At 70.5% G+C, this 25,573-nt stretch carries 25 protein-coding genes and 3 pseudogenes; 11 read left to right on the top strand and 17 right to left on the bottom strand.

The features are described from left to right. Positions 1-7 precede the first annotated feature (7 nt). Complete coding sequence (locus tag ACFTZC_RS34450; protein WP_382896570.1) at positions 8-187, bottom strand: hypothetical protein; 180 nt, start codon at positions 185-187, stop codon at positions 8-10. 166 nt (positions 188-353) lie between these two features. Here ACFTZC_RS34450 and ACFTZC_RS34445 point away from each other — a divergent pair, with 166 nt between their 5' ends. From ACFTZC_RS34445 to lnt, 3 genes are all read left to right on the top strand, one after another. Then, positions 354-524 carry a hypothetical protein gene (locus ACFTZC_RS34445; protein ID WP_365816834.1) on the top strand — a complete coding sequence of 57 codons (171 nt, stop codon included), beginning with the start codon at positions 354-356 and terminating at the stop codon, positions 522-524. 133 nt (positions 525-657) lie between these two features. Next, a complete protein-coding gene (locus ACFTZC_RS34440; protein ID WP_382896567.1) occupies positions 658-1,113 on the top strand; it encodes a nuclear transport factor 2 family protein in 456 nt (151 codons plus the stop codon). 62 nt (positions 1,114-1,175) lie between these two features. Beyond that, positions 1,176-2,807 carry an apolipoprotein N-acyltransferase gene (gene lnt / locus ACFTZC_RS34435; RefSeq protein ID WP_382896565.1) on the top strand — a complete coding sequence of 544 codons (1,632 nt, stop codon included), beginning with the start codon at positions 1,176-1,178 and terminating at the stop codon, positions 2,805-2,807. On the opposite strand, the gene ACFTZC_RS34430 is transcribed toward lnt, so the two are convergent. Beyond that, on the bottom strand, positions 2,722-3,636 hold the full coding sequence (locus ACFTZC_RS34430; RefSeq protein ID WP_382896670.1) for a Gfo/Idh/MocA family protein: 915 nt from the start codon (positions 3,634-3,636) through the stop codon (positions 2,722-2,724). The two genes, lnt and ACFTZC_RS34430, sit on opposite strands and share 86 nt — an antisense overlap. A gap of 46 nt (positions 3,637-3,682) precedes the next feature. Then, entirely contained in the window at positions 3,683-4,948 is a 1,266-nt protein-coding gene (locus ACFTZC_RS34425; RefSeq protein ID WP_382896563.1) for an FAD-dependent monooxygenase, read from the bottom strand. A gap of 103 nt (positions 4,949-5,051) precedes the next feature. On the opposite strand from ACFTZC_RS34425, the gene ACFTZC_RS34420 reads away from it, so the two are divergent. The 3 genes from ACFTZC_RS34420 to ACFTZC_RS34410 all read left to right on the top strand — a co-directional run bounded on the left by ACFTZC_RS34420 (position 5,052) and on the right by ACFTZC_RS34410 (position 7,004). Beyond that, positions 5,052-5,741: a TetR/AcrR family transcriptional regulator gene (locus tag ACFTZC_RS34420; protein ID WP_382896560.1), complete on the top strand. Its 690-nt coding sequence runs from the start codon at positions 5,052-5,054 to the stop codon at positions 5,739-5,741. Between the two features lie 152 nt (positions 5,742-5,893). Continuing rightward, positions 5,894-6,361: a DinB family protein gene (locus ACFTZC_RS34415; RefSeq protein ID WP_382896667.1), complete on the top strand. Its 468-nt coding sequence runs from the start codon at positions 5,894-5,896 to the stop codon at positions 6,359-6,361. Positions 6,362-6,530: 169 nt separating this feature from the next. Next, positions 6,531-7,004, top strand: a complete 474-nt coding sequence (locus tag ACFTZC_RS34410; protein WP_382896558.1) for a hypothetical protein — start codon at positions 6,531-6,533, stop codon at positions 7,002-7,004. A gap of 77 nt (positions 7,005-7,081) precedes the next feature. Here the strand turns inward: ACFTZC_RS34410 and ACFTZC_RS34405 are convergent, their stop codons facing one another. From ACFTZC_RS34405 to ACFTZC_RS34350, 12 genes and pseudogenes are all read right to left on the bottom strand, one after another. Next, complete coding sequence (locus ACFTZC_RS34405) at positions 7,082-7,546, bottom strand: hypothetical protein (RefSeq protein WP_382896556.1); 465 nt, start codon at positions 7,544-7,546, stop codon at positions 7,082-7,084. Between the two features lie 70 nt (positions 7,547-7,616). Then, positions 7,617-8,300 (bottom strand): uracil-DNA glycosylase, encoded by a 684-nt coding sequence (locus tag ACFTZC_RS34400; RefSeq protein WP_382896554.1) that lies wholly within the window; start codon positions 8,298-8,300, stop codon positions 7,617-7,619. 105 nt (positions 8,301-8,405) lie between these two features. Further along, entirely contained in the window at positions 8,406-9,203 is a 798-nt protein-coding gene (locus tag ACFTZC_RS34395; protein WP_382896553.1) for an SDR family oxidoreductase, read from the bottom strand. A 17-nt stretch (positions 9,204-9,220) separates the two neighbouring features. Continuing rightward, positions 9,221-9,982, bottom strand: a complete 762-nt coding sequence (fabG, locus tag ACFTZC_RS34390) for a 3-oxoacyl-ACP reductase FabG (protein ID WP_382896550.1) — start codon at positions 9,980-9,982, stop codon at positions 9,221-9,223. A gap of 119 nt (positions 9,983-10,101) precedes the next feature. Next, positions 10,102-10,530 (bottom strand): DUF3037 domain-containing protein, encoded by a 429-nt coding sequence (locus tag ACFTZC_RS34385; RefSeq protein WP_382896547.1) that lies wholly within the window; start codon positions 10,528-10,530, stop codon positions 10,102-10,104. Continuing rightward, on the bottom strand, positions 10,527-11,387 hold the full coding sequence (locus ACFTZC_RS34380) for a HipA family kinase (RefSeq protein WP_382896544.1): 861 nt from the start codon (positions 11,385-11,387) through the stop codon (positions 10,527-10,529). Before ACFTZC_RS34380 ends, ACFTZC_RS34385 begins: the two co-directional genes overlap by 4 nt. Before the next feature lie 76 nt (positions 11,388-11,463). Beyond that, positions 11,464-11,661, bottom strand: coding sequence for an integrase (locus tag ACFTZC_RS34375; protein ID WP_382896664.1), 198 nt, complete (start codon positions 11,659-11,661; stop codon positions 11,464-11,466). Between the two features lie 174 nt (positions 11,662-11,835). Then, positions 11,836-12,033 (bottom strand): annotated as a pseudogene (locus tag ACFTZC_RS34370) (transposase); the annotation flags it as partial. A 466-nt stretch (positions 12,034-12,499) separates the two neighbouring features. Next, positions 12,500-13,582 (bottom strand): MBL fold metallo-hydrolase, encoded by a 1,083-nt coding sequence (locus ACFTZC_RS34365; protein ID WP_382896541.1) that lies wholly within the window; start codon positions 13,580-13,582, stop codon positions 12,500-12,502. A 45-nt stretch (positions 13,583-13,627) separates the two neighbouring features. Beyond that, entirely contained in the window at positions 13,628-14,743 is a 1,116-nt protein-coding gene (locus tag ACFTZC_RS34360; protein WP_382896538.1) for an NAD(P)-dependent alcohol dehydrogenase, read from the bottom strand. Between the two features lie 312 nt (positions 14,744-15,055). Then, entirely contained in the window at positions 15,056-16,162 is a 1,107-nt protein-coding gene (locus ACFTZC_RS34355) for a Gfo/Idh/MocA family protein (RefSeq protein ID WP_382896535.1), read from the bottom strand. Between the two features lie 111 nt (positions 16,163-16,273). Beyond that, positions 16,274-17,245 carry an aldo/keto reductase gene (locus ACFTZC_RS34350; protein ID WP_382896533.1) on the bottom strand — a complete coding sequence of 324 codons (972 nt, stop codon included), beginning with the start codon at positions 17,243-17,245 and terminating at the stop codon, positions 16,274-16,276. Between the two features lie 206 nt (positions 17,246-17,451). On the opposite strand from ACFTZC_RS34350, the gene ACFTZC_RS34345 reads away from it, so the two are divergent. Together ACFTZC_RS34345 and ACFTZC_RS34340 are read left to right on the top strand one after the other, a co-directional pair. Further along, the gene (locus tag ACFTZC_RS34345) at positions 17,452-18,081 is read left to right on the top strand and encodes a MarR family winged helix-turn-helix transcriptional regulator (protein ID WP_382896530.1); all 630 of its coding nucleotides are present in this window, start codon (positions 17,452-17,454) and stop codon (positions 18,079-18,081) included. Positions 18,082-18,682: 601 nt separating this feature from the next. Further along, positions 18,683-19,004 (top strand): annotated as a pseudogene (locus ACFTZC_RS34340) (IS5/IS1182 family transposase); the annotation flags it as partial. Positions 19,005-19,199: 195 nt separating this feature from the next. Here ACFTZC_RS34340 and ACFTZC_RS34335 read toward each other — a convergent pair. Both ACFTZC_RS34335 and ACFTZC_RS34330 read right to left on the bottom strand, forming a co-directional pair. Continuing rightward, positions 19,200-21,959, bottom strand: coding sequence for a helix-turn-helix transcriptional regulator (locus ACFTZC_RS34335; protein ID WP_382896527.1), 2,760 nt, complete (start codon positions 21,957-21,959; stop codon positions 19,200-19,202). A gap of 489 nt (positions 21,960-22,448) precedes the next feature. Next, a pseudogene (locus ACFTZC_RS34330) lies at positions 22,449-22,553 on the bottom strand (IS5/IS1182 family transposase); the annotation flags it as partial. A gap of 68 nt (positions 22,554-22,621) precedes the next feature. Here ACFTZC_RS34330 and ACFTZC_RS34325 point away from each other — a divergent pair. The 3 genes from ACFTZC_RS34325 (at position 22,622) to ACFTZC_RS34315 (ending at position 25,363) form a co-directional block, all read left to right on the top strand. After that, entirely contained in the window at positions 22,622-23,530 is a 909-nt protein-coding gene (locus tag ACFTZC_RS34325) for a TIGR03619 family F420-dependent LLM class oxidoreductase (RefSeq protein ID WP_382896524.1), read from the top strand. Between the two features lie 534 nt (positions 23,531-24,064). After that, positions 24,065-24,364: a hypothetical protein gene (locus ACFTZC_RS34320; RefSeq protein ID WP_382896522.1), complete on the top strand. Its 300-nt coding sequence runs from the start codon at positions 24,065-24,067 to the stop codon at positions 24,362-24,364. Positions 24,365-24,460: 96 nt separating this feature from the next. After that, entirely contained in the window at positions 24,461-25,363 is a 903-nt protein-coding gene (locus ACFTZC_RS34315; RefSeq protein WP_382896519.1) for an LLM class flavin-dependent oxidoreductase, read from the top strand. The last annotated feature ends 210 nt before the right edge of the window (positions 25,364-25,573 follow it).

Genomic DNA, 25,573 nt, shown 5'->3' with positions numbered 1-25,573 from the left:
CGGCGGATCAGGGGAAGAGCACGATCCCGACGGCGATCACCAGCACGACTACGACCACGATGGCGAGGACGCTCCAGGTACCGCGGTGGAGCAGCGGAGCCTTCGGGCCCCCGCCGCGCGGCCGGTCCTCCGGCAGCTTCGGGTGGGGCGGCCGGTCGCTTGCGTAGAAATCCGCTTCCGACAACATCTGAACCTCCTCACAGAGGTCACCACTCACGTGCCTTATACCCTCAAAAGTACCAAATGCACATGATGTGACCGCTGGATGTGTGAGGAGTCGCCTACCACGAGTGTGAGCAAGGACGCTCCCGGAACGGCACCGGCCGCCCCTCGGCCGCCCCTAGGCTGGTCACATGTCCTCCACTTCCGCATCCGCCATCCGGGCCTCCGGCGCCGTAGCGGCCAATGAGCGGATCCGCGCGCTCGTCGACGCGGCCGACGGAACCTGGCCCTCGGAGGCGTACGAAGTCCTCCTCCTCGAATGGGCCGCGGCCCTGCACGACGACGTCGACCAGGCCGCCTAGGCCCGCCGGAGCGCCGCACCCGGCGCAGAACGGCACAGCACCGCACAGCCCCTGGACCATCCAGGGGCTGTTCCTTTTGCTCCCTGTGTGCGCGTCTCTTGGCCCGGGGCCCTCCCTGCCGGAGACTGAACCGATGACACAGCGTGTGGATCTCGCGACCGTGATGGACCGTCTCGCCATCGATGAGGTGATCACCGGCTACGCGGTGGCCGTGGACGAGGGCGACTGGCCGGGATTCCGCGCCCTGTTCACCGCGGACGGCCGCGCCGACTACACCGCGGCGGGCGGTATCGAGGGCCCGGCGGCCGAGGTCGCCGACTGGCTCGCCGGCACGCTGCGCCCGTACGGCGTGCGCCAGCACCTGATCGTCAACCGGCGGCTGCGCCTCCAGGACCTGGGCGGCTACCCCGGCGACCGGGCGGAGGTCCGCGCCGACTACCTGAGCCCGCTGCGCCACACCTCGGGCGCCGACCTGCTGCGCGGCGGCACCTTCGCCTTCGGGCTGCTCCGCGACGACGCCCGGTGGCGGCTGCGTACGGTCGCGGTGCACGAGAAGTGGCGGCGCGGCCCGGATCCCGCCTCTCACTGATCCCGCTTCGCCGCCGTCCTGCGGGGAAGGGTCTGCTGGGACGGACACGGTGAGGAGGCACGGTGACGGGGACCACGGTCGTCCTGCGGGAGCGGTCACGGCGCGGCCGGGGCCTGGTGTCGCCGTGGTGGCGCGGGGCCGCGGCGGTGGCGGCCGGGGCGCTCTCCGCACCGGCCTTTCCCGCGCCCTCGCTGTGGTGGCTGGCGTATGTCTCCCTGGTGCCCTGGATGCTGCTCGTACGGAGCGCCCCCACGCCGCGCCGGGCCGCGCTGGACGGCTGGCTGGGCGGGCTCGGCTTCATGGTCGCCGTGCACCACTGGCTCATACCGAGCCTGCATGTCTTCATCGTGCTGCTGGCGGGCCTGCTCGGGCTGCTCTGGGCGCCCTGGGGATGGCTGGTGCGCTCCGTGCTGGGCGGCCCCGCGCCGTCCACGGGGCGCGCGCTCGCCGCGCCCGCCGTGGTCGCCTCGGGATGGCTGGTGATCGAGGTGACCAGGTCCTGGGAGGGACTGGGCGGCCCGTGGGGACTGCTCGGCGCCAGTCAGTGGGAGGTCTCCCCCGCCCTGCGGCTCGCCTCGGTGGGCGGGGTGTGGCTGGTGAGCCTGGTGGTGGTCGCGGTGAACACCGCGCTGACCCTGCTCATAGCAGTGGCCGCCGCGCGGACCGCCGCGGCCGTGACCCTGGTGGTCTGCGGTCTCGTGGCCGGGTCGGCGGCGGCCTGGGCGCCGCGGCCCGAACCGTCCGGCCACACCCGGATCGCGGTCGTCCAGCCGGGCGTCATAGGCGGCGCCGACTCCGTCGAGCGGCGCTTCGCGCGGGGCGAGGCCCTGACCCGCACCCTCGCCGGGCAGCGGCCCGCTCTGGTGGTGTGGGGCGAGAGCAGCGTCGGGATGGATCTGGAGCGGCGGTCCGATCTCGCCGAGCGGCTCGCCGCGCTCTCCCGCACCGTCGGGGCGGGGATCCTGGTCAACGTGGACGCGCGCAGCACGGACGCGTCGGGGCGCCCGGGCATCTTCAAGCGCGGCGTCCTCGTGGGCCCCGGCGGACCGACCGGCGATACGTACGACAAGATGCGCCTGGTCCCCTTCGGTGAGTACGTCCCGGCCCGTGCCGCCCTCGGCTGGGTGACCTCGGTGGGCAAGGCGGCGGGCGAGGACCGGGTGCGCGGCACGCGCCAGGTGGTGATGACGGCGCCGGAACCGGGCGGGGGCCGACTGCGGTTCGGGCCGCTGATCTGCTTCGAAACGGCCTTCCCCGACATGAGCCGGCGGCTGGTGCGGTCGGGCGCGCAGGTGCTGGTCGCCCAGTCGTCCACCTCGTCGTTCCAGGGCAGTTGGGCGCCGGAGCAGCACGCGTCGCTGGCGGCGCTGCGGGCCGCGGAGAACGGCCGCCCGATGGTCCACGCCACGCTCACCGGCGTCAGCGCCGTCTTCGGCCCGGACGGCCGGCGGGTCGGGAGCCCCGTCGGTACGGAGCGCTCCACCGCCACCGTCTTCGACCTACCGCTGGCGAACGGCACGACCCCGTACAGCAGGCTGGGCGACTGGGCGGTGTACGGGGCGCTCGCCGTGCTGGCGGTCGCGCTCGCGGTGGAGGGCGTACGGTCGCTCAGGCGTCCCGGGGCCTCTCGTCCAGCACCGCGCGTACCACCCGCTCGCACAGCTCGTGCGTCCGCAGGGCGTCCTGTGCGCTGAGGGCCCGGCCGGCCCGTACCGCGTCCAGGAAGCTCAGGACGCACTGTTCGACACCCCGCTGCCGGGCGACGGGCACCCAGTCGCCGCGCCGCCGTACGCTCGGCTGCCCCTTGTGGTCGATGATCGTCGCGAGATCGTGGACGGCCCGCTTGGTGTCCTGCCCCGAGACCTCCAGGATCTCCTCGGCGGAGCCGCTCAGCCGGTTCATCATGCCGATCGCGGTGAAGCCGTCGCCGGAGAGCTGGAGCACGACGTGGTGCAGCAGTCCGTCCCTGATCCTGGCCCGCACGTCGGTGTGCTCGACGGGTCCCGGCAGCAGGAAGCGCAGGGTGTCGACGACATGGATGAAGTCGTCCAGGACGAAGGTGCGCGGGTCCTCGGGGAGCCCGACGCGGTTCTTCTGGAGCAGGATCAGTTCGCGCGGATGGTCCAGGCACTGGACGTAGCCGGGCGCGAAGCGGCGGTTGAAGCCGACGGCGAGACCGACGCCGCGCTCCTCGGCCAGCTCCACCACCCGCCGCGCGTCGGCGAGTTCGTACGCCAGGGGCTTGTCGACGTACGTGGGCACGCCCGCCGCCAGCAGCCGCGTCACGATCTCGGCGTGGGCGGCGGTCGGGGCGTGCACGAACGCGGCGTCGAGATCCTGCGCGAGCAGGGCGTCGAGGTCCCGGTGGCAGTGCTCGGCGGGGACGCGGAAGGTCTCGGCGGTGCGCGTGAGGGTCGCGGGACTCCGGGTCTGGAGGTGCGGTTCGACCCCGGGGAGGGTGGTCAGCACCGGCAGGTACGCCTTGTGCGCGATGTCGCCGAGCCCGATGCAGCCGACCTTCACGGGGATCTCCCTGGCGTGGGTGGAGCGCGGTCGCTCCACGGTGTGTTCAGTGCTCCGCGCGGCCTTCTTCCCACTGTCCGCGCGGTGTCCCGGCAGCATACGGGCGCTGCGGTGGACGCCAGTCGGCGATGCCGTCGAAGTTCCGCAGCACGAGCCCGGGGACGAGCCGGGACACCCCCGCGACGAGGTGGTCGCGCAGGGCGGCGGTGACCGCTCCGCCGGCGCCGGCCAGCCGGCCCGTCCGGTGCGCCTGGCGGACGATCGCGGTCGTACGGGGCAGCCGGGCGGCGGTGTACGCGGCGAGGTCGGGGGCGGCGTCGGCGGTACCGGGTCCCGCGTGGTGGGCGAGGACGACGGCGTCCTCGATCGCCTGGTTGCCGCCCTGCGCCAGGGTGGGCTGCATGGCGTGGGCGGCGTCCCCGATCAGGGCGACCCGGCCGCGATGGTACGCGGGCAGCGGCGACCGCATCTCGTGGACGTCGTGGCGCAGGACGTCCCCGGGCGCGGCCGCGTCGATGATCCGGGGTACGGGGTCGTGCCAGTCGCCGAAGAGCCGGCGCAGCTCCGCCCGTTCGTCGTCGGGGGCGTGACCGCCGGCGGGCGTCACGGCCATGGCGTACGCGTACACGCGGCCGTCCTTGAGCGGCTGGGTGCCCCAGAGGCGGCCCCGGCCCCAGGTCTCGTGCGGCGCGAACGGCCGCCCGGGCGGCGGGACCACCACACGCCAGGTGGTGTACCCGGCGTACACCGGTCCCGGGTGGCCGGGGAAGAGCGTCCGGCGCGCGGCGGACCGGGCGCCGTCGGCGGCGACGACGAGTTCGGCCTCCAGGGCACCGTAAGCGGTGTCCACGACGGCGGCCCTCGGACCGGTGCCGGGGCCGCCGCCGGGGTCTCCGGAATCGCCGGGGGCTCTGCCGGGGTCGGCGAGCGTGGCGGCGGTCCCGGTCCGTACGGCCCCTTCGGGGAGCGCGTCGCACAGGAGCCCGACCAGGGTGGCCCGGTGGAGCAGGACGAGGGGTCCGCCGAACCGCTCGGCCGCCGCCTGCCCGTCCATCCGGTTGAGCCAGCGGCCCGCGGGGGTACGGAGCCCGCCGGCGCCCTGCCAGGCGGAGAGCTCCCTGACCCGGTCGCCGAGACCGATGACGTCGAGCGCGCGCTGCGCGTTGGGCATGAGGCCGATGGCGGCGCCGACCGGGGTGAGCGCGGGGGAGCGTTCCAGGACGGTGACCGCCCAGCCCCGCTGGTGCAGGGCGATGGCCGCGGTCAGACCGCCGATTCCACCGCCGATGACGACGGCACGGGGCTGGCTCATGGCGTCTCCTCCCCTGGCCGCGCCGATCCCGACGCGAACTACAGGTGTAGTGGCATGTACCGGCAGCGTACTACGGGTGTAGTGGTGGGGATAGATTGGCCTCATGTCTCCACGCACGACACGCCCCACCAGCACGCCAGGCACCACAGGCACCTCAGAGACCTCGGGCACCGGCGCCACGGGTACGGCCCGCGCGGAGCTGATCGCCGACGCCGCCCTCGCCCTGCTCGTCGAGCGCGGGATGCGCGGACTCACGCACCGGGCCGTGGACGAGCGGGCCGGGCTCCCGCAGGGCTCGACGTCCAATTACGCGCGCACCCGGCAGGCGCTGCTGGAGGCGGCGGTACAGCGCCACGCGGAGCGCGAGATGCGGGTGCTCACCCCGGACGAGATGCCCGCGGCCCTGGGCGGCGCGGCCGGTCCCGTCGACGCGCTGGCGCTGGCCCTGCACCGCTATCTGACCCGCCACCCCGATCTGCTCATCGCCCGCTACGAGCTGGCGCTGGAGGCCACCCGCCGCCCGGAGCTGCGGGCCTTCTACGACGCGACGGGCAGCCAGTTCCGGGAGCCGCTGGTCGCGATGATGCGGGCCGCGGGATCGGCCGAGCCCGAGCGGCACGCGCTCTCGCTGGTCGCGTGGTGCGAGGGGCTGATGTTCTCCTGCGCGGCGGGCTCGTACCACAGCGCCGTACCCACCCTGGACGAACTGCGCCGCGGCTTCGCCGAACTGCTGCGCGGCATGGTGGGCGACCTGACGCCGCCGCCGGGCGACGGGCCGGGCCCCGCCGGATAACCGCTGGCAGCGGCCGTCGGCGGTACGTGAGGATGGCCGCCATGACGACTTCCGAGACAAACACGGCGACCGCTCCCACGGCCGCCTCCGCGACCGCCACCGTGCCCGCCGACACCCGCGCCGTGCCCTCCAGTTTCGCGGGCGAGCGCGAAATGCTGGAGGGCTGGCTCGAATTCCACCGGGAGACCCTCGCCCTGAAATGCGCCGGACTGACCGGGGAACAGCTGAGGGAGCGGGCCGTACCGCCCTCGGAGCTGACCCTGCTCGGTCTCGTCCGGCACATGGCCGAGGTCGAGAGCTCCTGGTTCCGCAACCGGCTCCGCGACGAGAAGGCCCCGCCGGTCTACTTCACCGACGCGGACCCCGACGGGGACTTCCACGCCGGTGCGGACGACACCTGGGAGGAGGCGTACGCCACCTGGCAGGCCCAGATCGCCTACGCGCGCGAGGTGGCCGCGCCGCTCCCGCTCGACCATCGCGGTTCGGGCGAGCGGCAGCGGAGCAGCGGCGACCCGTTCACCCTCCGCTGGATCTACGCGCACATGATCGAGGAGTACGCCCGGCACAACGGCCACGCCGATCTCCTGCGCGAGCGTCTGGACGGCGCGACGGGCGACTGACCCGCTCGCGGCGCCGAGGTCCGGGCGCCACAGCACTGGCCGGCCCGGGGGGGCCGGCCGCGCCGAGCCGTCAACGTCGCAGGCCACACGCCCGGGCCACTTCACCCGTACGAGCCATCACCCCCTTCTCGGCTCGCCAACGACGTCCGCGCCCAGCAGAGTTGCGCGCGTGCAGCGAACGAGAAGCGTGGCGATGGCCCTGCTGGGCGTGGCGGTCACGGCCGTCTCCGGATGTGTGGCCGTGGGCCCTCGGCCCCCGCAGGACCCCCGGCCAGCGCCCCCGGCGACCGCCCCCGCCCCGGGGCCCGGCGGGGCGGAGCCGCAGGTCGTCCAGTCCCCGGTCAAGGAAGCCCTGGAGCGGATCACCCCCACCCCGAAGCCGCCCGCCTCCCCCGGGGCGTCGCGCCCGGCCCTCGCCCGGGAGACCGGCGGCGGGACCGCGGGCCCGAGGCACACCCCGGCCCCGGCGCCACCGGAGCGCGGCCAGGGCCGACTCCACGAGCGGCCCCATGAACCGCCGCGGCGACGGCCCGCCGCGCCGCTCCCGTCCGTACCGGCCCTCGCCGACCTCTGCGCCTTCGGCGAGGGCTACGCGCGCTGGCCGGCCGACAGCCCCCAGGCCGGCATCTGTCGTGGAACGTAACGGAATTACATGACGGAATTACGTCACGGAGCCACGCCCCTCGGGTCACACCCCCGCGCCCATCTCTCCCCCCGTGCTCACCACTCCCCCAGCCTCCGCTCCAGACGGTCGATGCCCGTCCGGATCCCGTCGCCGTACCCGGCGGGCCCGAGCGCGTCCGCCGCGTCCCGTGCCCGGTCGAGATGGAGCCGGGCCGCCTCCGGGCGCTGGAGCTTGAGATAGTCGGCCGCGAGATTGAGATGGAGGGACGGACAGAAGGCGCGCACGGCGGGCGACGGCTCCCCCGCTTCCCCGTCCGGCCCCTCCACCGCGGTCAGCGCCCGCAGGTCCCACGCCAGTTCGTCCCCCGGGTCGTCCTGGGTGTCGGCCATGTAGTGCGCCAGGGTGCAGCGGTGGAGCGCGTCCCCCGCCTCGCCGATCTCCGCCCACAGCTCGCCGAAGCGGTTGCGCGCCTCCTCGCGGTCACCGGCGTGGAGCAGCATGACCGCCTGCCCGATCCTGGTCAGGACGGCGTCCGCCGACGTCTGCCGCTGCTCCGCCACTGCCGCCTCCGCTTGCCCGTCCCATTTGTCCGACGAACATCACGCTAACCGCCCCGCCGGGCATCCGCTCTCAGCCGAGGTCGGGGATGCGCCAGTCGATGGGCGCGTGCCCCTGCGCGGCGACCGCCTCGTTGATCTGGGTGAACGGCCGCGATCCGAAGAACTTCTTCGCCGAGAGCGGCGAGGGGTGCGCGCCCTTCACCACCACGTGACGCTCCTCGTCGATCAGGGGGAGCTTCTTCTGCGCGTAGGCGCCCCACAGGACGAAGACCGCCGGGTCGGGCCGCTCGGCCACGGCGCGGATCACCGCGTCCGTCACCTTCTCCCACCCCTTGCCCTTGTGGGAGTTGGCCTCGCCCTCCCGGACCGTCAGCACCGCGTTGAGCAACAGGACCCCCTGCTGTGCCCAGGGCATCAGATAGCCGTTGTCCGGCACCGGAAGGCCCAGCTCCTCCTTCATCTCCTTGTAGATGTTGCGCAGGGAGGGGGGCGTCCTGACCCCGGGGCGGACCGAGAAGCACAGCCCGTGCCCCTGCCCCGCGCCGTGGTACGGGTCCTGGCCCAGGACCAGGACCTTCACCCGGTCGTACGGGGTGGCGTCGAGCGCGGCGAAGACCTCTTCACGCGGCGGGTAGACCGGCCCCTTCGCGCGCTCCTCCTCGACGAAGTCGATCAGCTCCTTGAAATAGGGCTTCTCCAGCTCCTCGCCGAGGACACCACGCCAGGACGCGGGCAGCATGTCGGTCTCGGTCACGTCAACAACCTCCGGTAAGCGATCACTTGTATCCCTGAACCTACCGGTGGCCACTGACAACCGCTCCTACCAGCTCCTTCTGCCCGCGGGGACCGGGACCGGCGGTCAGCCGACCCCCGTGTTGAGGAAGATCCCGCCGTCGACCACGAGCGTCTGCCCGGTGATCCAGTCCGACTGGTCGGAGGTGAGGAACGCGGCGGCGCCACCGATGTCCTCGGGTACCCCGAGCCGGCCCAGTGGGTACGCGGCGGCGGCCTCGGCCTCCCGGCCCTCGTACAGCGCCACGGCGAACTTGGTCTTGACCACGGCGGGCGCGATGGCGTTGACCCGGACGCCCGGCGCGAACTCATGCGCGAGCTGGAGGGTCAGGTTGACCATGGCAGCCTTGCTCATCCCGTACGCGCCGATGAACGGGGACGCGGAGATCCCGGCGACGGAGGCGATGTTGACGATCGCGCCGCCGTTCTCCTTCTGCCAGGCGCGCCAGGTGAGCTGGGCGAAGCCGAGCGCCGAGATGACGTTGGTCTCGAACACCTTGCGGGCGGCGTCCAGGTCCAGCTCGGCCATCGGGCCGAAGACCGGGTTCGTTCCCGCGTTGTTGACCAGGAAGTCGACCCGTCCGAACGCCTCCATGGCGCGTTCGACGGCGACCGCCTGGTGCGCCCGGTCGTGCGCCTTGCCCGCCACTCCGATGACCCGGTCGGCGCCGAGCCGCTCGACCGCCGCCTTGAGCGCGTCCTCGTTCCGGCCGGTGATGCACACCCGGTCGCCGCGCGCGAGGAGCGCCTGGGCCACGCCGTACCCGATGCCCCGGCTCGCGCCGGTGACGAGTGCGGCCTTCCCGCTCAACGGGGCCCGCGCGCCCCGTTCCGCGCGTTCGTCGCGTTCCGTCTGCTCCGTCATGTGGACCGCCCCCGGTGTCAGTTGAGCGGTCCGCCGGCGACGTACATGACCTGTCCGGAGACGAAGCCCGCCGCGTCGCCCGTGAAGAAGGCGATCGCGTTCGCGACGTCCTCGGGCCGCCCGACGCGCTGCACGGGGATCTGGGTGGCGGCCGCGGCCTGGAACTCCTCGAAGCCCATGCCGACGCGGGCGGCGGTCTGGGCGGTCATCTCGGTGACGATGAAGCCCGGGGCCACCGCGTTGGCGGTGATGCCGAACTTGCCGAGCTCCTTGGCGAGCGTCTTCGTGAAGCCCTGGAGGCCGGCCTTGACGGCGGCGTAGTTGGCCTGGCCCCGGTTGCCCAGCGCGGAGCTGGAGGAGAGGCTGACGATACGGCCGAACCCGGCGTCCACCATGTGCTTCTGGCAGGCCTTCGCCATCAGGAACGCACCCTTGAGGTGGACGTTGACCACGGTGTCCCAGTCGGACTCGCTCATCTTGAAGAGCAGGTTGTCCCGCAGCACGCCCGCGTTGTTGACGAGGATGGTCGGCGCGCCCAGTTCGGCGGCGACCCGCGCGACGGCCGCCTCCACCTGGGCGGCGTCCGAGACGTCACAGCCGACGGCCAGGGCGTTGCCGCCCGCCGCGGTGATCTTGCCGACGGTGTCCTTGCAGGCCGCCTCGTCGAGGTCGAGCACGGCCACGGCACGGCCCTCCGCCGCCAGCCGTTCCGCGGTGGCGGCGCCAATGCCGCGCGCCGCCCCGGTCACGACCGCTACGCGCTGCTCGGTGGTGGACATCCCTGATCTCCTCGCCCTAGGGTCCTGCGGCCCGATGCTGAGCAACCGCTTAGTAGGTTCAGCAGACAGACGCTAGAAGCCACAGCACGCCGTGTCAACGGCCGACGGCGCCGGACGGCTCAGAACACGAGCAGACGCAGCAGCCTTTCCGCCTCGGCCCGCGGGTCGGACGTCAGTCCCGTGTGGACGGGGCCGGGCTGCACGACGGTCGAGCGCGGGGCGATCAGCCAGCGGAAGCGCCGGCCCGCGTCGTCCGTGCCGGCCTGTCCGGCCGCGTCGCCGCCCGCGCAGATGTTCTCGACCGCGCGCAGTGCCGCCCGTACCCCCGCGAGGTCCGCCCGGGGGTCGAGGACGGACAGCTTGGCCTCGTCGAGATGGGTGAGGGCGCCGACGTACGACCGCGCCCGGCAGTAGACGAGCACCCCGGCGTTGAAGCACTCGCCCCGCTCGACGCGCGGCACGACCCGCAGCAGCGCGTACTCGTAGACATCCTTGTCGCCCTTGACGTTCTTGACGTACGTGGGCCCGGTGAAGCCGGTCGCGCTCACTGGGCGCCGCCCTTCTCGCTCCGCGCGCCGTGCGCGCGCCGCGGCTGCGGGGCCAGCCGGTCGGCCAGCCATCCCGGTGCCCGCGAGGGCCGTTCGGGGCTGGGCGCGTCGAACGTGACGCGCCCGTGGATCGTCGCGGCGCGCTCCAGGAGCGGCGTCACGTACGCACGGCGCAGCGCGTCGGTGGAGTCGAAGCCGGGCTCGTCGGCCAGCCATTCCTCGGGGACGTCGGCGGTGACCTCGGTCAGCAGTTCCTCGGTGACCAGCGGGGCGAGCCGTTCGGCGGCCGCGGCGACATCGGGGGCGAACGGCGCGAGCGCGTGGTCGGAGGCGTTGTACGGCTTGGCGGCGGACGCCTGCGCGCCCGGCCAGTTGTGGTGCCAGATCATGGTGGCCCCGTGGTCGATGAGCCAGAGGTCGCCGTGCCAGACCAGCAGGTTGGGGTTGCGCCAGGAGCGGTCGACGTTGTTGATGAGCGCGTCGAACCAGACGACCCGGCCCGCCTCCTCGGAGCTCACCTCGTACGCCAGCGGATCGAAGCCGATCGATCCGGGGAGGTAGTCCATCCCGAGGTTCAGCCCGCCGCTGGCCTTCAGCAGCTCCTGCACCTCCTGATCGGGCTCCGAGAGCCCGATGACGGGGTCGAGTTCCATCTGTACCAGTTCGGGGATCCGCAGGCCGAGCCTGCGGGCGAGCTGTCCGCAGATGACCTCGGCGACCAGGGTCTTGCGGCCCTGGCCCGCGCCGGTGAACTTCATGACATACGTGCCGAGATCGTCGGCCTCGACGAGCCCCGGCAGCGAACCGCCCTCACGGAGGGGTGTGACATAGCGGGTCGCAGTGACCTCATTCAACATTTTCCCAGGCTACCCGTCTCTTCAGCCTTGCGATCCATGAATAACTGCGGAAGGCTGCAACAGTGCGCATCACCCGTCAACGGCCCTGGGGAGAATCTGGGGAGTTTCGACCGGCAGGCGGTTCCCCCTGCTCTCCGAGCAGTCCGTCGATGGCGGTACGCCCCTTGCTTCCGGCCTCCGGCATGAAGTGAGCATAGTAACCGAGTGTAATTGCCGGCGAAGAGTGCCCAAGACACCGTGCCAAGGTGACGACGGACTCCCGGGCCTCCAGCATCATCGAGGCATAGGTGTGCCGCAGTACATGAAAGTATCCCCTCTTGTCCCTCCGGGTTCCCACGGAAGCTCTACTGCTGTCGACAGGAACGCCCACCGTGTCGGGTCAGTTCCTCAGCCACCGAGGAGGGAATGTCGACCGTACGGGTCTTCCTCCCCTTCGGCAGGGTGAGTTCCAGGGAATTCCCGTGCGGCTCACGTGGAGGGGCGCGTTGAATACGTCCCGTAAATCGACCTTGGCCGACTGCCCGGTTGGTCTGCGGTCGAGCCGTGTCTTTCTCCACGCCGTCAGCGTCGGCTCGATCAGGGCCCATCGGGCGTCGGACAGGTCGCTCGGGTACCCCGTCGGGTCGGAGGCTACCGGCCCGAACACGGCCGGCTCGGCCCGCAGCAGGCCCACATCGGCCAGGCAGTTCTTCGCCCAGGGCCACCGCGAGCGCACATCCAGCAGGATCTCGCCCGGATCGTGCACCGCCCGCGGCTTGCACCACGGCAGGAGCGGCACTGATATCGCCGCATCCAGACCGGTCTTGCGGACCGTCTCGACCAGGAGCACCGAGCCGACCTGCGAGACGACCCCTCGACCACCGCCCTCGACACGGACACGCTGGTAGGACCCGATACGCTTCTTCGCCTGGGAAGTGCTTCTTTTCCTGGAGTCAGCAGGAACCTCAGCAATTCCTACTCTTTGCAAGTCAGAAGTACTTTCCGTCTTTTGGTCAAGCCTCGGGCAGTCCGCCCCGTAAAAAGCGGGAGGCCAACGGTCAGCGCAGTGAGCGGTGCGACGGACCAACACAGTTCGTCGCGCCGCTCATCTGGTCGTACTGTTCAGGACGGGGTCAGGTCAGGAAGACCGGGGGATTCTCACCCCGCAAGCGGTAGTCCGGGCGAGGCCGTTCCAGCCGGATCGACTCCAGCACGGTGTACGCGTGGTACTTGGTCTGGGTGGTGGCACCTGCCAGACGCTCCCACCAGAGCTGGCCGTTGCTGGTCGTCTTCTCGAGGACGTGCCGGGTGGTGTAGTTCGCCATGGAGTTGATCCAGTTCTCGGTGCCGACAAACATCCTGTTCCAGCCGGTGCCGGAAACGATGTCGACGAGCGCATCCGAGCGACTGAACCGCTCGACCGCCGCGGTCGCCCCCTCGAGCACGTCGGCGAAGTACTCCACGCACAGTTTCACCTGCTCGTAGGTGCCGTAATGCATGTGATGCCCGCCGACGAAGAAGTCGAAGTCATATTCGAGAATCTGCGACTGCGCCTCGTACCAGCCAGAGATGTTCTGCGAGGCGTCGCAGTGCATGAACGTTACGCTTCCCGGACTTACGATGTCCACGGCAGTGAGCACCTTCTGCTGCGGCGCGTAGATGAAGATGTTTCCGGGGCAGTGGTTCTCGCCCTTGTAGGAGAGCTGCAGGCTCACTCCGCCCACTTCGAGGACGAGCTCGTCGTCGAATGTCGTCGTCGGCAGGGGCCGCTTCGGGTCGGGAAAGCGCTCCAGGAGATCCTTGGTGATGCGGTGGGCGACGATCTCGACGTCGGGACCGAATACGGAAGCCGCGCCGATGTGATCGGCGTGCCAGTGACTGTAGATCACGTGGGTCACCGGTTGGTCGGTGACGTCGTCGATCGCCGCCAGCATGTTCTCGCCCAGCGTCGGCGGCGCGTCGATCGCGATCACGCCCTGCTCGGTCACCACGAACGCGGCGTCGTAGCCGGCGCTGGTGACCCAATAGAAACCGTCGCGCAGTTCTTCGACGTGGTAGCCGTACTTCTGGAAGTGCTCACTCTGGAAATAAGGGGGGTAATACCCCTCGGGATCCGACGGGTCGTCCTCCCCCACTGGAGGGAAGCCATAGTGGTCGATCGCGTAGAAGCTCGAAGTGTTGTCAACGCTGATGGGTTTCTGACTGCTCTGGCACATCGACGAGATGCCTCTCTGTTGTGGAAAATCTGTCGAACGGGAGGGCTATCCCGGTGACGTGAAGCGAAGGATCGCCTTGGTGGCGCGGCCCGAACCCGCGTCCTCGAACGCGGTGTTGATATCGGAGAAGTCGTAGAAGGACAGCAATCGGTCGATCGGGAACCGGCCGGCTCGATAGAGCTGGGCGAGATCGTTGATCAGTAGCGAGGAGACAGCGTCTCCCTGGATGATGCCCTGCAGCGACTGGCCGACCGTGAGCCGGCCGGCGTCGATCATGGCGCCTGTGCCTTCATGGAACGCCACGAAGCCGAATCGACCCAGCGGCGCCAAGGCGCCGACCCCTGCGTCCAGATTCTCCGTGCGGCCGCTCGTGTCGAGGACGTACTCCAGACCGCGCGCCTCGATGGCGCGGAGCGCGCCGGTCAGATCCTGGACCTGGCCGGGATTGACGATGTGCGTCGCTCCGAGATCGCGGGCGAGTTCGAGCCGGCCGGCGTCGACGTCGACGGCGACGATCGTGGTAGCCCCCGCGACGCGAGCCGCCATGACCGCCGCCAAACCCACCGCGCCCACGCCGAACACCGCGAAGGACGCCCCCGGCGGAACAGCGAGGGCCTTGAACACGGCCCCCGCGCCTGTCTGCAGCCCGCACCCCAACGGAGCCATGACGTCGAGGGGCAGATCACGAGGGACCTTGATCGTGTTCCGTTGGTGGGTCAGGGCGTAGGTGGAGAATGAGGACTGGCCGAAGAAGTGACCGTGTGGCTCAGCGCCATGGGCGACGTGCAGGCCGTTCGAGCCGTCCAGGCGGGCACCTGCGAAGTTGGCGGCCCATACGTTGTCGCAGTAGGCCGCGTGAGCGGACATGCACGGCTTGCAGTGGCCACACGAGTGGTAGGACAGGACGACGTGGTCACCGGGCTCGACGGTGGTGACAGCGGCCCCCACACGTTCGACGACCCCCGCGCCCTCGTGCCCCAGCACCACAGGTAGCGGCGTCGCCATACGTTGCGCCCGCACATGAGCGTCGGTCGCGCATATTCCGGTCGCGACCATGCGGACGAGTACCTCATCGGGTCGCGGGTCTTCGATCTCGATGTCACGGAACTCGAACGGCCCGTCCTGGGTGTCGAGAACGGCGGCACGCGCGGACGTGGTCATACGTCGTGAGCCTCTCGCGAAGCGCCACCGGCGCCGTGGTGGCAGAGGACAGAAATCATCAACGACTCCTGGATCGGGGTTGTGGAGCTCAGGGGGGCCTCCGACGTGTCCGAACCTACGTCGGCTGCCCGCGCTCGCGGATCGGTCGCCCTATCGGTCACGACCCGGTTCTCTCGAAGACCGCCGTGATCGGGCCTGGTGTCCGCGACCTCGATCGCGGACACCAGGCCTGACCGGGCAGGGCACGGCCGTCGGCTGTCCGTACATCACCGGCAGCGGTGCACGGTGACGAGCAGGAGTGGTGCTACACCTTCACTGCCGGTGACCGGTGCGTGAGGCCTGTTCGACTCGGGCGATCAGGCGGCTGTTGTGGACGGCGTGGTCGAATCCCGGGGTGTGGTGGGTCCCGTGCGCCATGTCGCGCGCCAGGCCGGCATAGACCTCCCCCACGTTGATGGACGCCCCCGTCCAGATCTCGGCGGCGGTCGGGCCGGTACCGGTGGCAACGGGGCTGTCGGGCGCGGTGAAGTCCACGCTCGACGACAGCGCGAGGTCACCGACCTGAACGCCCGCGGGGTGATCGCCGGTCAGCTTCAGCCAGCCGTCCGACCCACGAACTTCCAGGCTGAAGTGGGCGTCGGGCGCCGGTACGCCCGCCAGAATCTGCACCCCGACCGGCGCCCCCGACGAGGTCTTGACGATGGCGTCGAGGTGATCCGGGACTTCCCGGACGGAAATCGCGGCAGTGTCCACCAGCTTCACCTGCGGCCAGAGGAGTTCGGTGCGCGCATCGATTTCGGTGATGTCACCGAGAACGGCTTCGATGACATCCAGGACGTGGCCTGCCGCGATCGTCAGGAAGCTCGCACCCGCCGCAGCCTTGTCAAAGTACTCGTACGCGCTCACCGACTCCGGGCCGTTGCCGAATGTCGTCGCCGCGACTCGCGCCGAAAGCAGCCGCCCGAGCCGGCCCATCGCGATGATCTCCGCGGCGCGGCGCACCGAGGGATTCTGCCGGCCCTGCAGGCCGATCGCCGTGTGCAGCGAGCCGGCCGCGGCAGCCATCTCTTCCGTCTGTGCAACGGTGGCCCCCAGCGGAGACTCCGAATACACGGCCTTGTTGGCCGCGAGGGCCGCCAGGACAAGCTCGCGGTGAGCCGGGACCTTGACAGCCACGGTGATCAGATCAACCGACGGGTCGCGGATGAGCTCGAACGGATCGGCAAACCAACGCTCGGCGCCGAACGCCTCGGCAGCACTGCGGGCACTCTCCTCGTGCCGCGTCGCCACGCCCGCCAGCTGGAAGGCCGGCTGTGCCGCCAGCGCGGGGATGTGCGATGCCCCCGCCCAGCTCGCCTTCGTGTCCGCACCGATAATGCCGACACGAATGACTCCACTTGACATGATGTAATGCTCCATTCCATCCGCTGCAACAAAAAATATGGGTCTGCCCGGTCCGCCGCTTACTGCCCGGCCTGATGTACGCAACCGGCGGATCGATGGGGGCGAATCCCTCACCCCGCGCTTTTCTCACTGGTCGATGGCCGCCATGTCGGGCTCGGCATGGCGTTCGCCGGACGCCGGTGTCAGGTTTCCCAGACGGGTGAGCTGGCCCGCGGTGAGCCGGATTCCGCCGGCGGCGCTGTTCTCCTCGAGCCGGTCGATACGCTTCGTCCCCGGAATAGGCGCGACATCGTCCCCCTGCGCGAGCAGCCAGGCCAGAGCGACCTGCGCGGGAGTGGCCCCGATGTCGTCGGCGACCTCGCGCACTTGGTCGACGATGCGCAGGTTGCGCGTGAGGTTGTCGCCGGTGAACCGAGGATTGGTACGACGCCAGTCGGCGGCGTCCAGGCCGTCCAGGCTGCGGATTTGGCCGGTGAGAAAACCGTGCCCCAGCGGCGAATAGGGAACCAGTCCGATGCCGAGCTCACGCAGCGTCGGCAGCACTTCCGCCTCAGGGTCCCGTGTCCACAGCGAGTACTCGGTCTGGACAGCGGCCACCGGATGAACCGCGTGGGCCCGGCGGATCGTCGCCGCAGCCGCCTCCGACAGCCCGATGTGGAGGACCTTGCCCGCGTCCACCAACTCACTCAACGCTCCCACCGTCTCCTCGATGGGAGTGCCGGGGTCGACCCTGTGTTGGTAGTACAGGTCGATGTGGTCGGTTCCCAGTCGCCGCAGCGACCCGTCAACAGCCGAGCGAATGCCGACGGGAGTGCTGTCCGGGCCTGGTCGGCCGGTGTGGGAGACGAGGCCGAATTTGGTGGCGAGAACCACTTCGTCTCGACGGCCCTTGACGGCGCGCCCCACCAGTTCCTCGTTGACGTAGGGCCCGTACACCTCGGCGGTGTCCAGATGCGTGACACCGAGGTCCACAGCGCGCCGAATGGTGCGGATCGACTCGGCGTCGTCTCGACCGGCGCCGGTGTAGAACGCCGACATGCCCATGGTCCCAAGACCGATGCGCGAGACTTCGAGCCCTCCAAGCGACGTGACCTGCATCCGGTTGTCCTTCCCTGGATCCATTCGCGAGCCCCACACTTCGCCGCGGGGACCGGTTTCAGCGCCGCGGCAAGCTGAGTGACGACGCCGACGGCGCACCGCGCCGGCATCAGTTATGCGCTCGGGCGACAGTGAGACGAACTTGACGCATCAATAACTACACCCTCTCAACTTGACGCGTCAACAAGGGTGACTAGCATGGCCTCATGGCGAGTACCGCAGGTGGCACAAACGGACGAAGCCGTCGGCGTACGTCGAACGGGTCGGCATCCGAGACGACGGCGTCGGCCGAAAAAGGCTCTGGGTCAGGGAAGTCCACTGGTCCGGTTACCGAAACGCGATGGCTGAACCATGACGAGCGGGCGGCGTGGCTGGCCAACTCCGCGATCATGATCAGCTTGCCGGCTGCCCTGGACGCGCGGATGCAGCGCGAAGCCCAGATGACCTTCTTCGAGTACATGGTCCTCTCCGTCCTGTCCGAACAGCCGGCTCACACACTGCAGATGAGCGATCTGGCTGCACGAACGGCGGCGTCGCTGTCACGGTTGTCGCATGTCGTCGGACGGCTGGAGAAGCGCGAGTTGCTCACACGAGCCCGGATCCCGGGCTCCGGCAGACGCACCAACGCGACGCTGACCGAGAGCGGTTACGAAACGGTTGTGGCGGCGGCGCCGGGACATGTCGCAGCGGTTCGCGCATACCTGATGGACGCGCTCGGGCCCCAAGAACTGGCGACACTGCGCCGCATCGGCGCCGCAGTCGACGCCGCCATCAAGCGCGAGCAACTCGACGCGGGCTCTGCGGCATCGACTCCGCCCGAAACATCGACGCCATAGTCGCACGACCGCATACCGTCACCGATTGTTCTGGGGGCACTCGCTGATCCAACACATGCTCACCGGCAGCTGTCCGCAGGGCCGTACCAGTGACGTCGCCGTCAACATCGCCGAGCGGCAGGTCGGCTCGTGGGCCCCCGAGGCTCCTGCCCTCGCGGCTCATTCTCCAGTTCGCGGTCTTCGGCCTGCAGATGCCGTACGCACCGGGCTGTGGACCGCAGTGGAGGCGTGCACGGCACCCTGTCGGGTGGCCAGCAGCACGCGCATGGCCTCGCGTTCTCCGCGTCTGCGGGCTGGATGCCGTGCTCCGTGACCAGTGCCTCGCACGCTGCGCGGATGGCGTCGAGCATGTGCGTCCTGCGTCCGCCGCGGACCGGCGGGCGATGGGGGCGGCCGACCTCGATGACGTATTGCACGGAACACGCTCGACGTCTACGGACCGACATTGCCGGGGAGTTCCACGGCTCGGTGATTGTGGTGGGTCCTGTGCACCGTCGGAACAAGCGCTGTCCTGTCCGAGGAGTTGTCGTGCACCTCGATGGCCAGCAGGAATTGCCGACGGGCGCATGTGATGCGAATGTTGAATCCCCGCAGGTAGCCACCACTGGGCTGCCACCGTCGGCGTAATCAGCGAACGGGTCGACTTCGACAAGCTCCTTCAACTGCTGTGCTTCGGCTGTTCTTACGAGGCGATCGCCGGCACGACCTGTTCGGCCACCACGATCCGCAGCCGCCGCGACGAGTGAATCCGACTCGGCGTCCTCGCCCGGCTCAAGCAGATCGCGCTGGAGTTCTACGATCGGATCCTCGGCCTCGTCCTCGGCCAGATCGCCGTGGACGGCTCCATCATCAAGGCGCCCGGAGGCGGCGAGGCCGCAGGCCGATCACCGGTCGACCGTGGTCAACAGGGCCTGAAACGCTCGGAGTCCGACTCCCGCCCGTCGATGAGATGGCGGGCGTGACGGAGGCGATCAGACCGGTCACAGCAATGGGTCCCTCTTGTCGTCCGAGCCGCGTGCCGACACTTGAGCCGGATGCCGGAAGGCTCGCCGGAAGCGCTGCAAAGGTCCTGGTCCGAACGAATCTGGTGTGCAAGCGGCTATCGGCGTACGGCACGGTCAGTCACCGGCCGCGCGGAGCCGCAGGCTCCCCGCGAAGTCGATCCGGGCCAACTCCGCACGGGAGGTGATGCCCAGCTTGGAATAGACCTTGGCCAGGTGGTGGCCGACCGTGCGTGGGCTGATCAGCAGATGTGCCGCGATCTCCCGATTGGTCAGACGCTTCGCCGCCAGTTGCGCGACCCGCAGTTCCTGCGTGGTCAGCCCGGCCTCGTCGGTGCAGCTGGGCACGAGACGGACTCGCGGGCTCTCGGTCAGAGCGTGCTCGGACAGCGCCCGCGCCCACAGTGGTTTCGCACCCAGGCGGTCGAAGATCTCGGCTGCTCCGGCAAGCTGGATCCGGGCGTCGGCCCGGCGGCGCGCCCGTCGCAGCCACTCCCCGTAAAGCAGCCGTGTACGGGCGTACTCGAACGGATAGTCCGCCGCACCCGCCACGTCGAGGGCCGCTTGATACGAGGCCTCTGCCGCCGGGCCGCCGAGCACGAGGGCGCGGAGACGATGGCCGGTGGTACGGGCCCACGTCGCACCCGTGCGCTGTGCCCACGCCTCCACCATGGCCACCTGGGGTTCGACGACGTCGGCGTTCCCCAACTGCACCGCCGACTCGACGGTGTCCATGGCGGCTAACAGCGCACAGGTAGGGTGAGCGGCCTCATGCTCGGGGTCGGCGAGCGGCATCAGGTGAGTCAGTGCGTCCTGTGGGCGACCGTCGAACAGCGCCGCGCGGCCGCGGTGCAGGTACGCCGATGCGCTGAGTCCCCGCACCCCGCGTGGGACCGAGACCCGCAGGATCTGGGTGGTGTGCTCGTCGACGGTGGGGTGATCGCCCCGGGCAGCGGCCAGTGCTCCGAGGGAGACGCGGCACTGCGTGGCCAGGTGATCCGCCCCGACTTCCTCGGCCAGCCGCAGCCCGTCGGCCGCCGCGGTCTCGGCGGCTTCCCAACGCCCCGCGGCGATGTCGAGGACTGCGGTCTGTGCGAGCACCAGCGCCAGCGCGGTGAGTTCATGCCGACGCCGCAGGTGTACGGCCTGCTCGCGCAGCACATCGAGCAGCGAGCCCTCTATCCCCCAGGCCTGGGCCAGCGGTACGGGTGGCAGCAGCTCCCACGCGGCCGTACCGAGCCGGCTGACCGTGCCGCCGGCCATCTCCGGGGTGGTCGGCGTGGCCTCACCGGTCTGGTCGTAGCAGGACCACCAGACCCTCAGCACGGGCAACAGCTCCGACAGGGCGGGATCACTGTCGGTGTCCACGGCGAGCAGCCGCTGTAGTGCCTCCTGCTGGAGGTCGGGCCGCCCGGCCGACCACGCGGCGCGGACGGCCACCGTGCCGAGTTCCACCGCGCCGCGAGCGCCGGGGACGACAGCCATGTCGCAGACCAGGTAGCGGTGAGCACGCTCAGGAAGGCCGTGGGCGAACTCGAGGATCCCGCGCAACCCGCCGCTCAGCCGGGCGACGAGAAGCTCGCCCCCCAGGCGCTCGGCGTCGTCCAGCAGTTGCCGTGCCGCCTCCGCGTCGCCTGCGTCCCATGCGGCCCGGGCGGCAGCAGCCAGGCGGCGCGCGGCCGCGGCCGGTTCGGGGGACAGCTCGGCCGCCCGCCGCAGTGTGCGAGCTGCCATCGGCCCCGCACTACGTTGCAGGCACTGCTCGGCGGCTTGCTCCAGCAACGTGGCGACGTCCTCGTCCACCGTGTCGGCAGCGGCGGCCAGATGCCAGGCCCGTTCCGCGGTGGCGTCCCTCGGCAGGGCGACGGCCAACGCCCGGTGCGCGGTCTGCCGGTCCAGGAAGGGGGCGCCGTCGTAGATCGCCGCCCGGATCAGCGGGTGGCGGAACTCCAGCCGGGCCCCGGTCGCACGGATCAGACCGGAGCGCAGGACCTCGTCCCAGGTGGGCGTGTCGACGCCCCAGTCGGCCCCGGCACGGTGCACGACATGGCGGTCGCCCCGGTCCTCGGCAGCGGCCAACAGCAGCAACGCCCGGGCCGGCGGCGTCATGGCCATGGCCCGGGAGCCGAACGCCCGCCGCAGCCGTGGCCCGACCGGCGTCAGATCGCCGGATCTCCCGAGCGGCGCGTCGCCATCGGGCTCGTGATCAATGGTGGGCAGCTCGTACAGCGCCAACGGGTTGCCCCCAGCTGCCCGGATCGTGCGATCGACCAGCGCCTCGTCGGCCCCCGGGGCGGCCGCGACCAGGAGCCGCCGGGCGTCGTTGTCGGCCAGCCCCATGACCTCCAGTGCCGGCAGTCCTTCCCACGGCCCCGAGGCAGGGTCCTCATGTCCGGTGAGCAGCACCGCGACCGGATCGGCCGCCACTCGCCGGGCGAGGAAGCCCAGGCAGTGCGCGGTCGCCTCGTCGACCCACTGGGCGTCGTCCACTGCGACAAGCACCGGTCGCTCCCGGGCAAGATCGCTGACCAGTGACAACACGGCCGCGCCGATGAGGAATCGGTTGGTCGTGTCCCGGCTCAGTCCCAGCGCGCCGCGCAACGCCGCAGCCTGTGGAGCGGCGAGCCTCTCCAGTCGGTCCATCACCGGCCAGAGCAGCTCATGCAGCGCCGCGAATGCGAGCCCTGCTTCCATCCGGGAGCCCCGGCACCGTAGCACCGTCGCGTCGGACGCGGCCTCGACGGCGTGCTCGAGCAGGGCGGTCTTGCCGATACCCGGCTCGCCCCACAGCACGAGTCCGGAGCCCGAGCCGTGTGCGGCCCGATCCAGCAACCTGTCGAGGGCCGCGGTCTCGGCGTGCCGTCCGAACAGCTCCATGTCCCACCCCAGAATGTCGTGCCAGGCCGCGGTGATGCGACCGTTTCGAGGCTATAGGCCATTCTGCCGCTGTGGCCGAGCGACCGATCCGGCGGGGACGGCGGCGCCCGGCATTCTGTCCCGTCGGCCGTTCGGGCGTCGATCCGGTCGTGGAACCCAGGAGCTGCTCGTGATCCGCCTGCACGGCCTTACCACGGTCGTCCCCACTGACGTCGCCGAGCATCAGGCGGTTCGTGAGCCGGCCCCGCCCGCATGGTCGCGACCGGCATCTGCGCCACCGATCCCACCACCGAAACTCTGCGGCTTCTGCACCGTGCCGACGACCTGGAACACCCTATCGGCCTGCTTCCTGGCCACCCTGCCCCGTTCGTCCGCCGGCCTCCGAGCGGCCCCGTTCCGGACCACGTGCCGGTGCGGTGCGAGCCGCGACCGATACGGTGACCGATTCGCGAGCTCGGGCGGCCGACGTAGGTTCGGGCCTGAGTGAATGGCCTTGCGTTCATAACGGCGGTGGAGGCGGCCGTATCCGGCGAGCCAGGTGCGTTCGATGATCCAGCGATGGCGTCCCGGTCGCTGGGAGGACTCAGTGCCTTTACAGAAAACCGAAGTTGATGCTTCAACATGGGATCGGTCAATTTATCGTTGTCTCTCCAGGAGTTCGCATGCACATCGGATTCTCGCTTCCGCAGTACGGCGCGATGGCTCAAGAGCTCGGCAAGGTCGCCGACTTCGCCCGACAGGCCGAGGAACTCGGAGCCGACAGCCTATGGGTGGGTGACCGCGTGCTGGCCGCGGTGAATCCAAGCGTGGGCTACGGGGGCACGGACACAATTCCGTGGCAACTGCACACCATGCTCGACCCGTTCGTGGCGCTGAGCGTTGCCGCGAGCGTCACCGAACGGGCGCTGCTGGGCACCTCCACGCTCATCGCCCCCTGGTACCCTCCGCTGCTGCTCGCCCGGTCGCTGTCCGGCGTCGATGTGGTGAGCGGGGGGCGTCTCATACCCGGCCTCGGCACCGGCTGGTCGCCCGAGGAGTACCAGGGCGTGGGCGTTCCTTGGGAGGAGCGGGGCGCGAGGCTGGACGAGTGTCTGGACGTACTGGAGGCGGTGTGGACCACCGAGCCCGTCGGGCAACACGACGGCAAGCACTACGCTTTCCCCGCCGCCCACATCGGGCCCAAGCCGGTCCAGCGCCCTCGGCCTCCGGTCTATCTGTCTGGCTTCGCCCCGGCCTCCCAACGCCGTGCGGCCCGCCGCGCGGACGGCATACTTCCCGTGGCGTTGCCCGTTCCGGGTTCCGTATTCGACCCTGCCGCCGTGGTCGACCAGCCGCTGCAGCAGGTCCGCCGCATGGCCGAGGCCGAAGGTCGCGACCCGGCCAGCATCGACGCCATCCTGCGGATCAACCCCACCTCCGAGTCGACCGTGCCGGAGATCGCGGACATCATCCTCCGTACGGGAGACGAGACGGACGTCGACCACGTCTTCGTGGACTTCGTCTACCTGGCCGACCAGGGCGTGGACCAGGCACTGGACCTGCTCCATCAGACGCTGGAACTGACACGCTGAAAGCCGTGGTACGGCGAAGGGCCGTCAGCGGCGTCTCCCCCTCTCCCCCGGCGGTGCGCAGGGCCTTGATGGCAGTGGGTCGTCTCCTCGTCGTGCGGCATCCACAACTGAAGCCAGTGCAGTGTTCGCGACGAAGTGGGTGTTGCAGGCGCAGGCTTGAGGCTCGGCCGGAGCGGGGGTGCTGGTGACCCCGACCGCGGCCAGACGTAAACCCCTTGGCAGGACGGTCCTCTCTCACAAGATCGTCCGCTGCGGACACCAGAAACTTCGGGTTGGTCACCTGTGTTGCCATGCTCGATGTCCCCGCGTCGCCTCCGCGGGGCGGACGACCGGCGTTGGTGCCGAGTCGCGCCATGGTCGACGCCGTGGACCGGGAGACCGTGCTCACTCGGCTGGAGCCGCTGGCCGCGATCTCTCCGATGTACGGCCAGGACGTTGTCGTCACGTCCTGCGCGGCCGTGTATGGACAACGCGAGCGACGACCCACCGGTTTCCAGCGGCGAACCGGTCTCCCGAAGCGGCCTGCTCCGGCACATGACCCCGCGGTTTGCCGCGGCGGCCGCCCGCGTGATCCGCAGTGGCGCGATCGGATGGTTCCAGCTCCGTTCGGTCGGCGGCGCCGTCGCCGGTGGTCCCTCGGACGCCACCGCCTACGCCCACCGCGACGCGAACTTCTCGCTCGTGGTGATGGGCGGTGCCGGCGAGGCGGTCGACAGGGCCTCGGCCCAGCTGCGCCCCTTCCTCGATGGCCTCTACATCAGCTTCGGGTCCAGCCTTCGGCCCGGGCGTCTCGCCGGGGCATCGCCCCCCACGGACCCTCTCGCGTCTGCGTAAGCTCAAAAGCGTCTACGACCTACGACCCGGAGGGCGGTTCGGCGACACCTTCGCCCTCACCCCCCTCCCCACCAACCACCCCGGAGGAAGCGACCTATGACCGACTACGGCCACGAACTGTGGTTCGGCAGCTTCGTTACCCCCGCTGCCCGCCCGCCTCAGGCGCCGGTCGAGCTGGCCCTGGCGTCCGAGCGGGCCGGACTCGACCTCGTCAGTTTCCAGGACCACCCCTACCAGTCGGCGTTCCAGGACACCTGGACCCTGATGTCGTACGTCGCGGCACGCACCGAACGGATCCGGATCAGCGGAAATGTGCTGAGTCTTCCGTTGCGTCCCCCGGCCGTGCTGGCCCGCGCGGCCGCGAGCCTGGACCGGCTCACAGGCGGGCGGGTCGAACTGGGCATCGGCGCGGGTGCGTTCTGGGACGGCATCGTCGCGATGGGAGGCCGTCGGCTCGAACCGGCCGAGGCCGTGCGGGCGCTGGAGGAGGCCGTGGGTGTGATCAGGGGGCTGTGGGCCACCGACGAGTCCGGTCCCCTCCGGATCGAGGGGGAGTTCTACACCGTGACCGGCGCGAAGCGGGGGCCCGCGCCCGCCCATCGGATTCCGATCCGCATCGGTGCCTACAAGCCGCGCATGCTCCGGCTGACCGGCCGGATCGCCGACGGCTGGCTGCCCTCCCTGGGATTCCTGCCCGACGGCCCCGCATCGCTTGACGCGATGAACGAGCAGATCGACGAGGCCGCGTCCGCCGCCGGTCGCGAGCCTGCGGCGGTCAGCCGCTTGCTCAACCTGAGCGGCCGATTCACGACCGGCGTCGGCGGCGGACTGTTGGAGGGGACTCCACGCGACTGGGCTGAACAGATCGCCGACCTCGCCCTGCGGTACGGCGTTTCCGGGTTCATCCTCGCCTCGGACGAGCCTGCCGACCTGAACCTGTTCGGTCACGAGGTCGCGCCGCGCGCCCGCGAACTCGTCCAGTCCGAACGCGCGGCATGACGCGGTTTGCGCCTGGCCCGTACGGTGCCGGAGCCCTGACAGTCGCAGCGCAGGCGGCGTTGTTCTGACGCCGCAAGGAGAGCGCAGTTCTCGACGACCTTCTCTCGCAGGCCCGCGACGGGAGCGGTGGCGCGCCTGGCGTTGCTTCCGCCGATGACCGATTGCCCGCCCGATTCGCATACGGGCCCTGATTTGTAACGTCGCTGTCGT

Origin of the sequence: Streptomyces sp. NPDC056987, from assembly GCF_042673865.1 — a bacterium.
Classification (GTDB): domain Bacteria; phylum Actinomycetota; class Actinomycetes; order Streptomycetales; family Streptomycetaceae; genus Streptomyces.
This window is presented reverse-complemented; position numbering and strand designations above follow the sequence as displayed.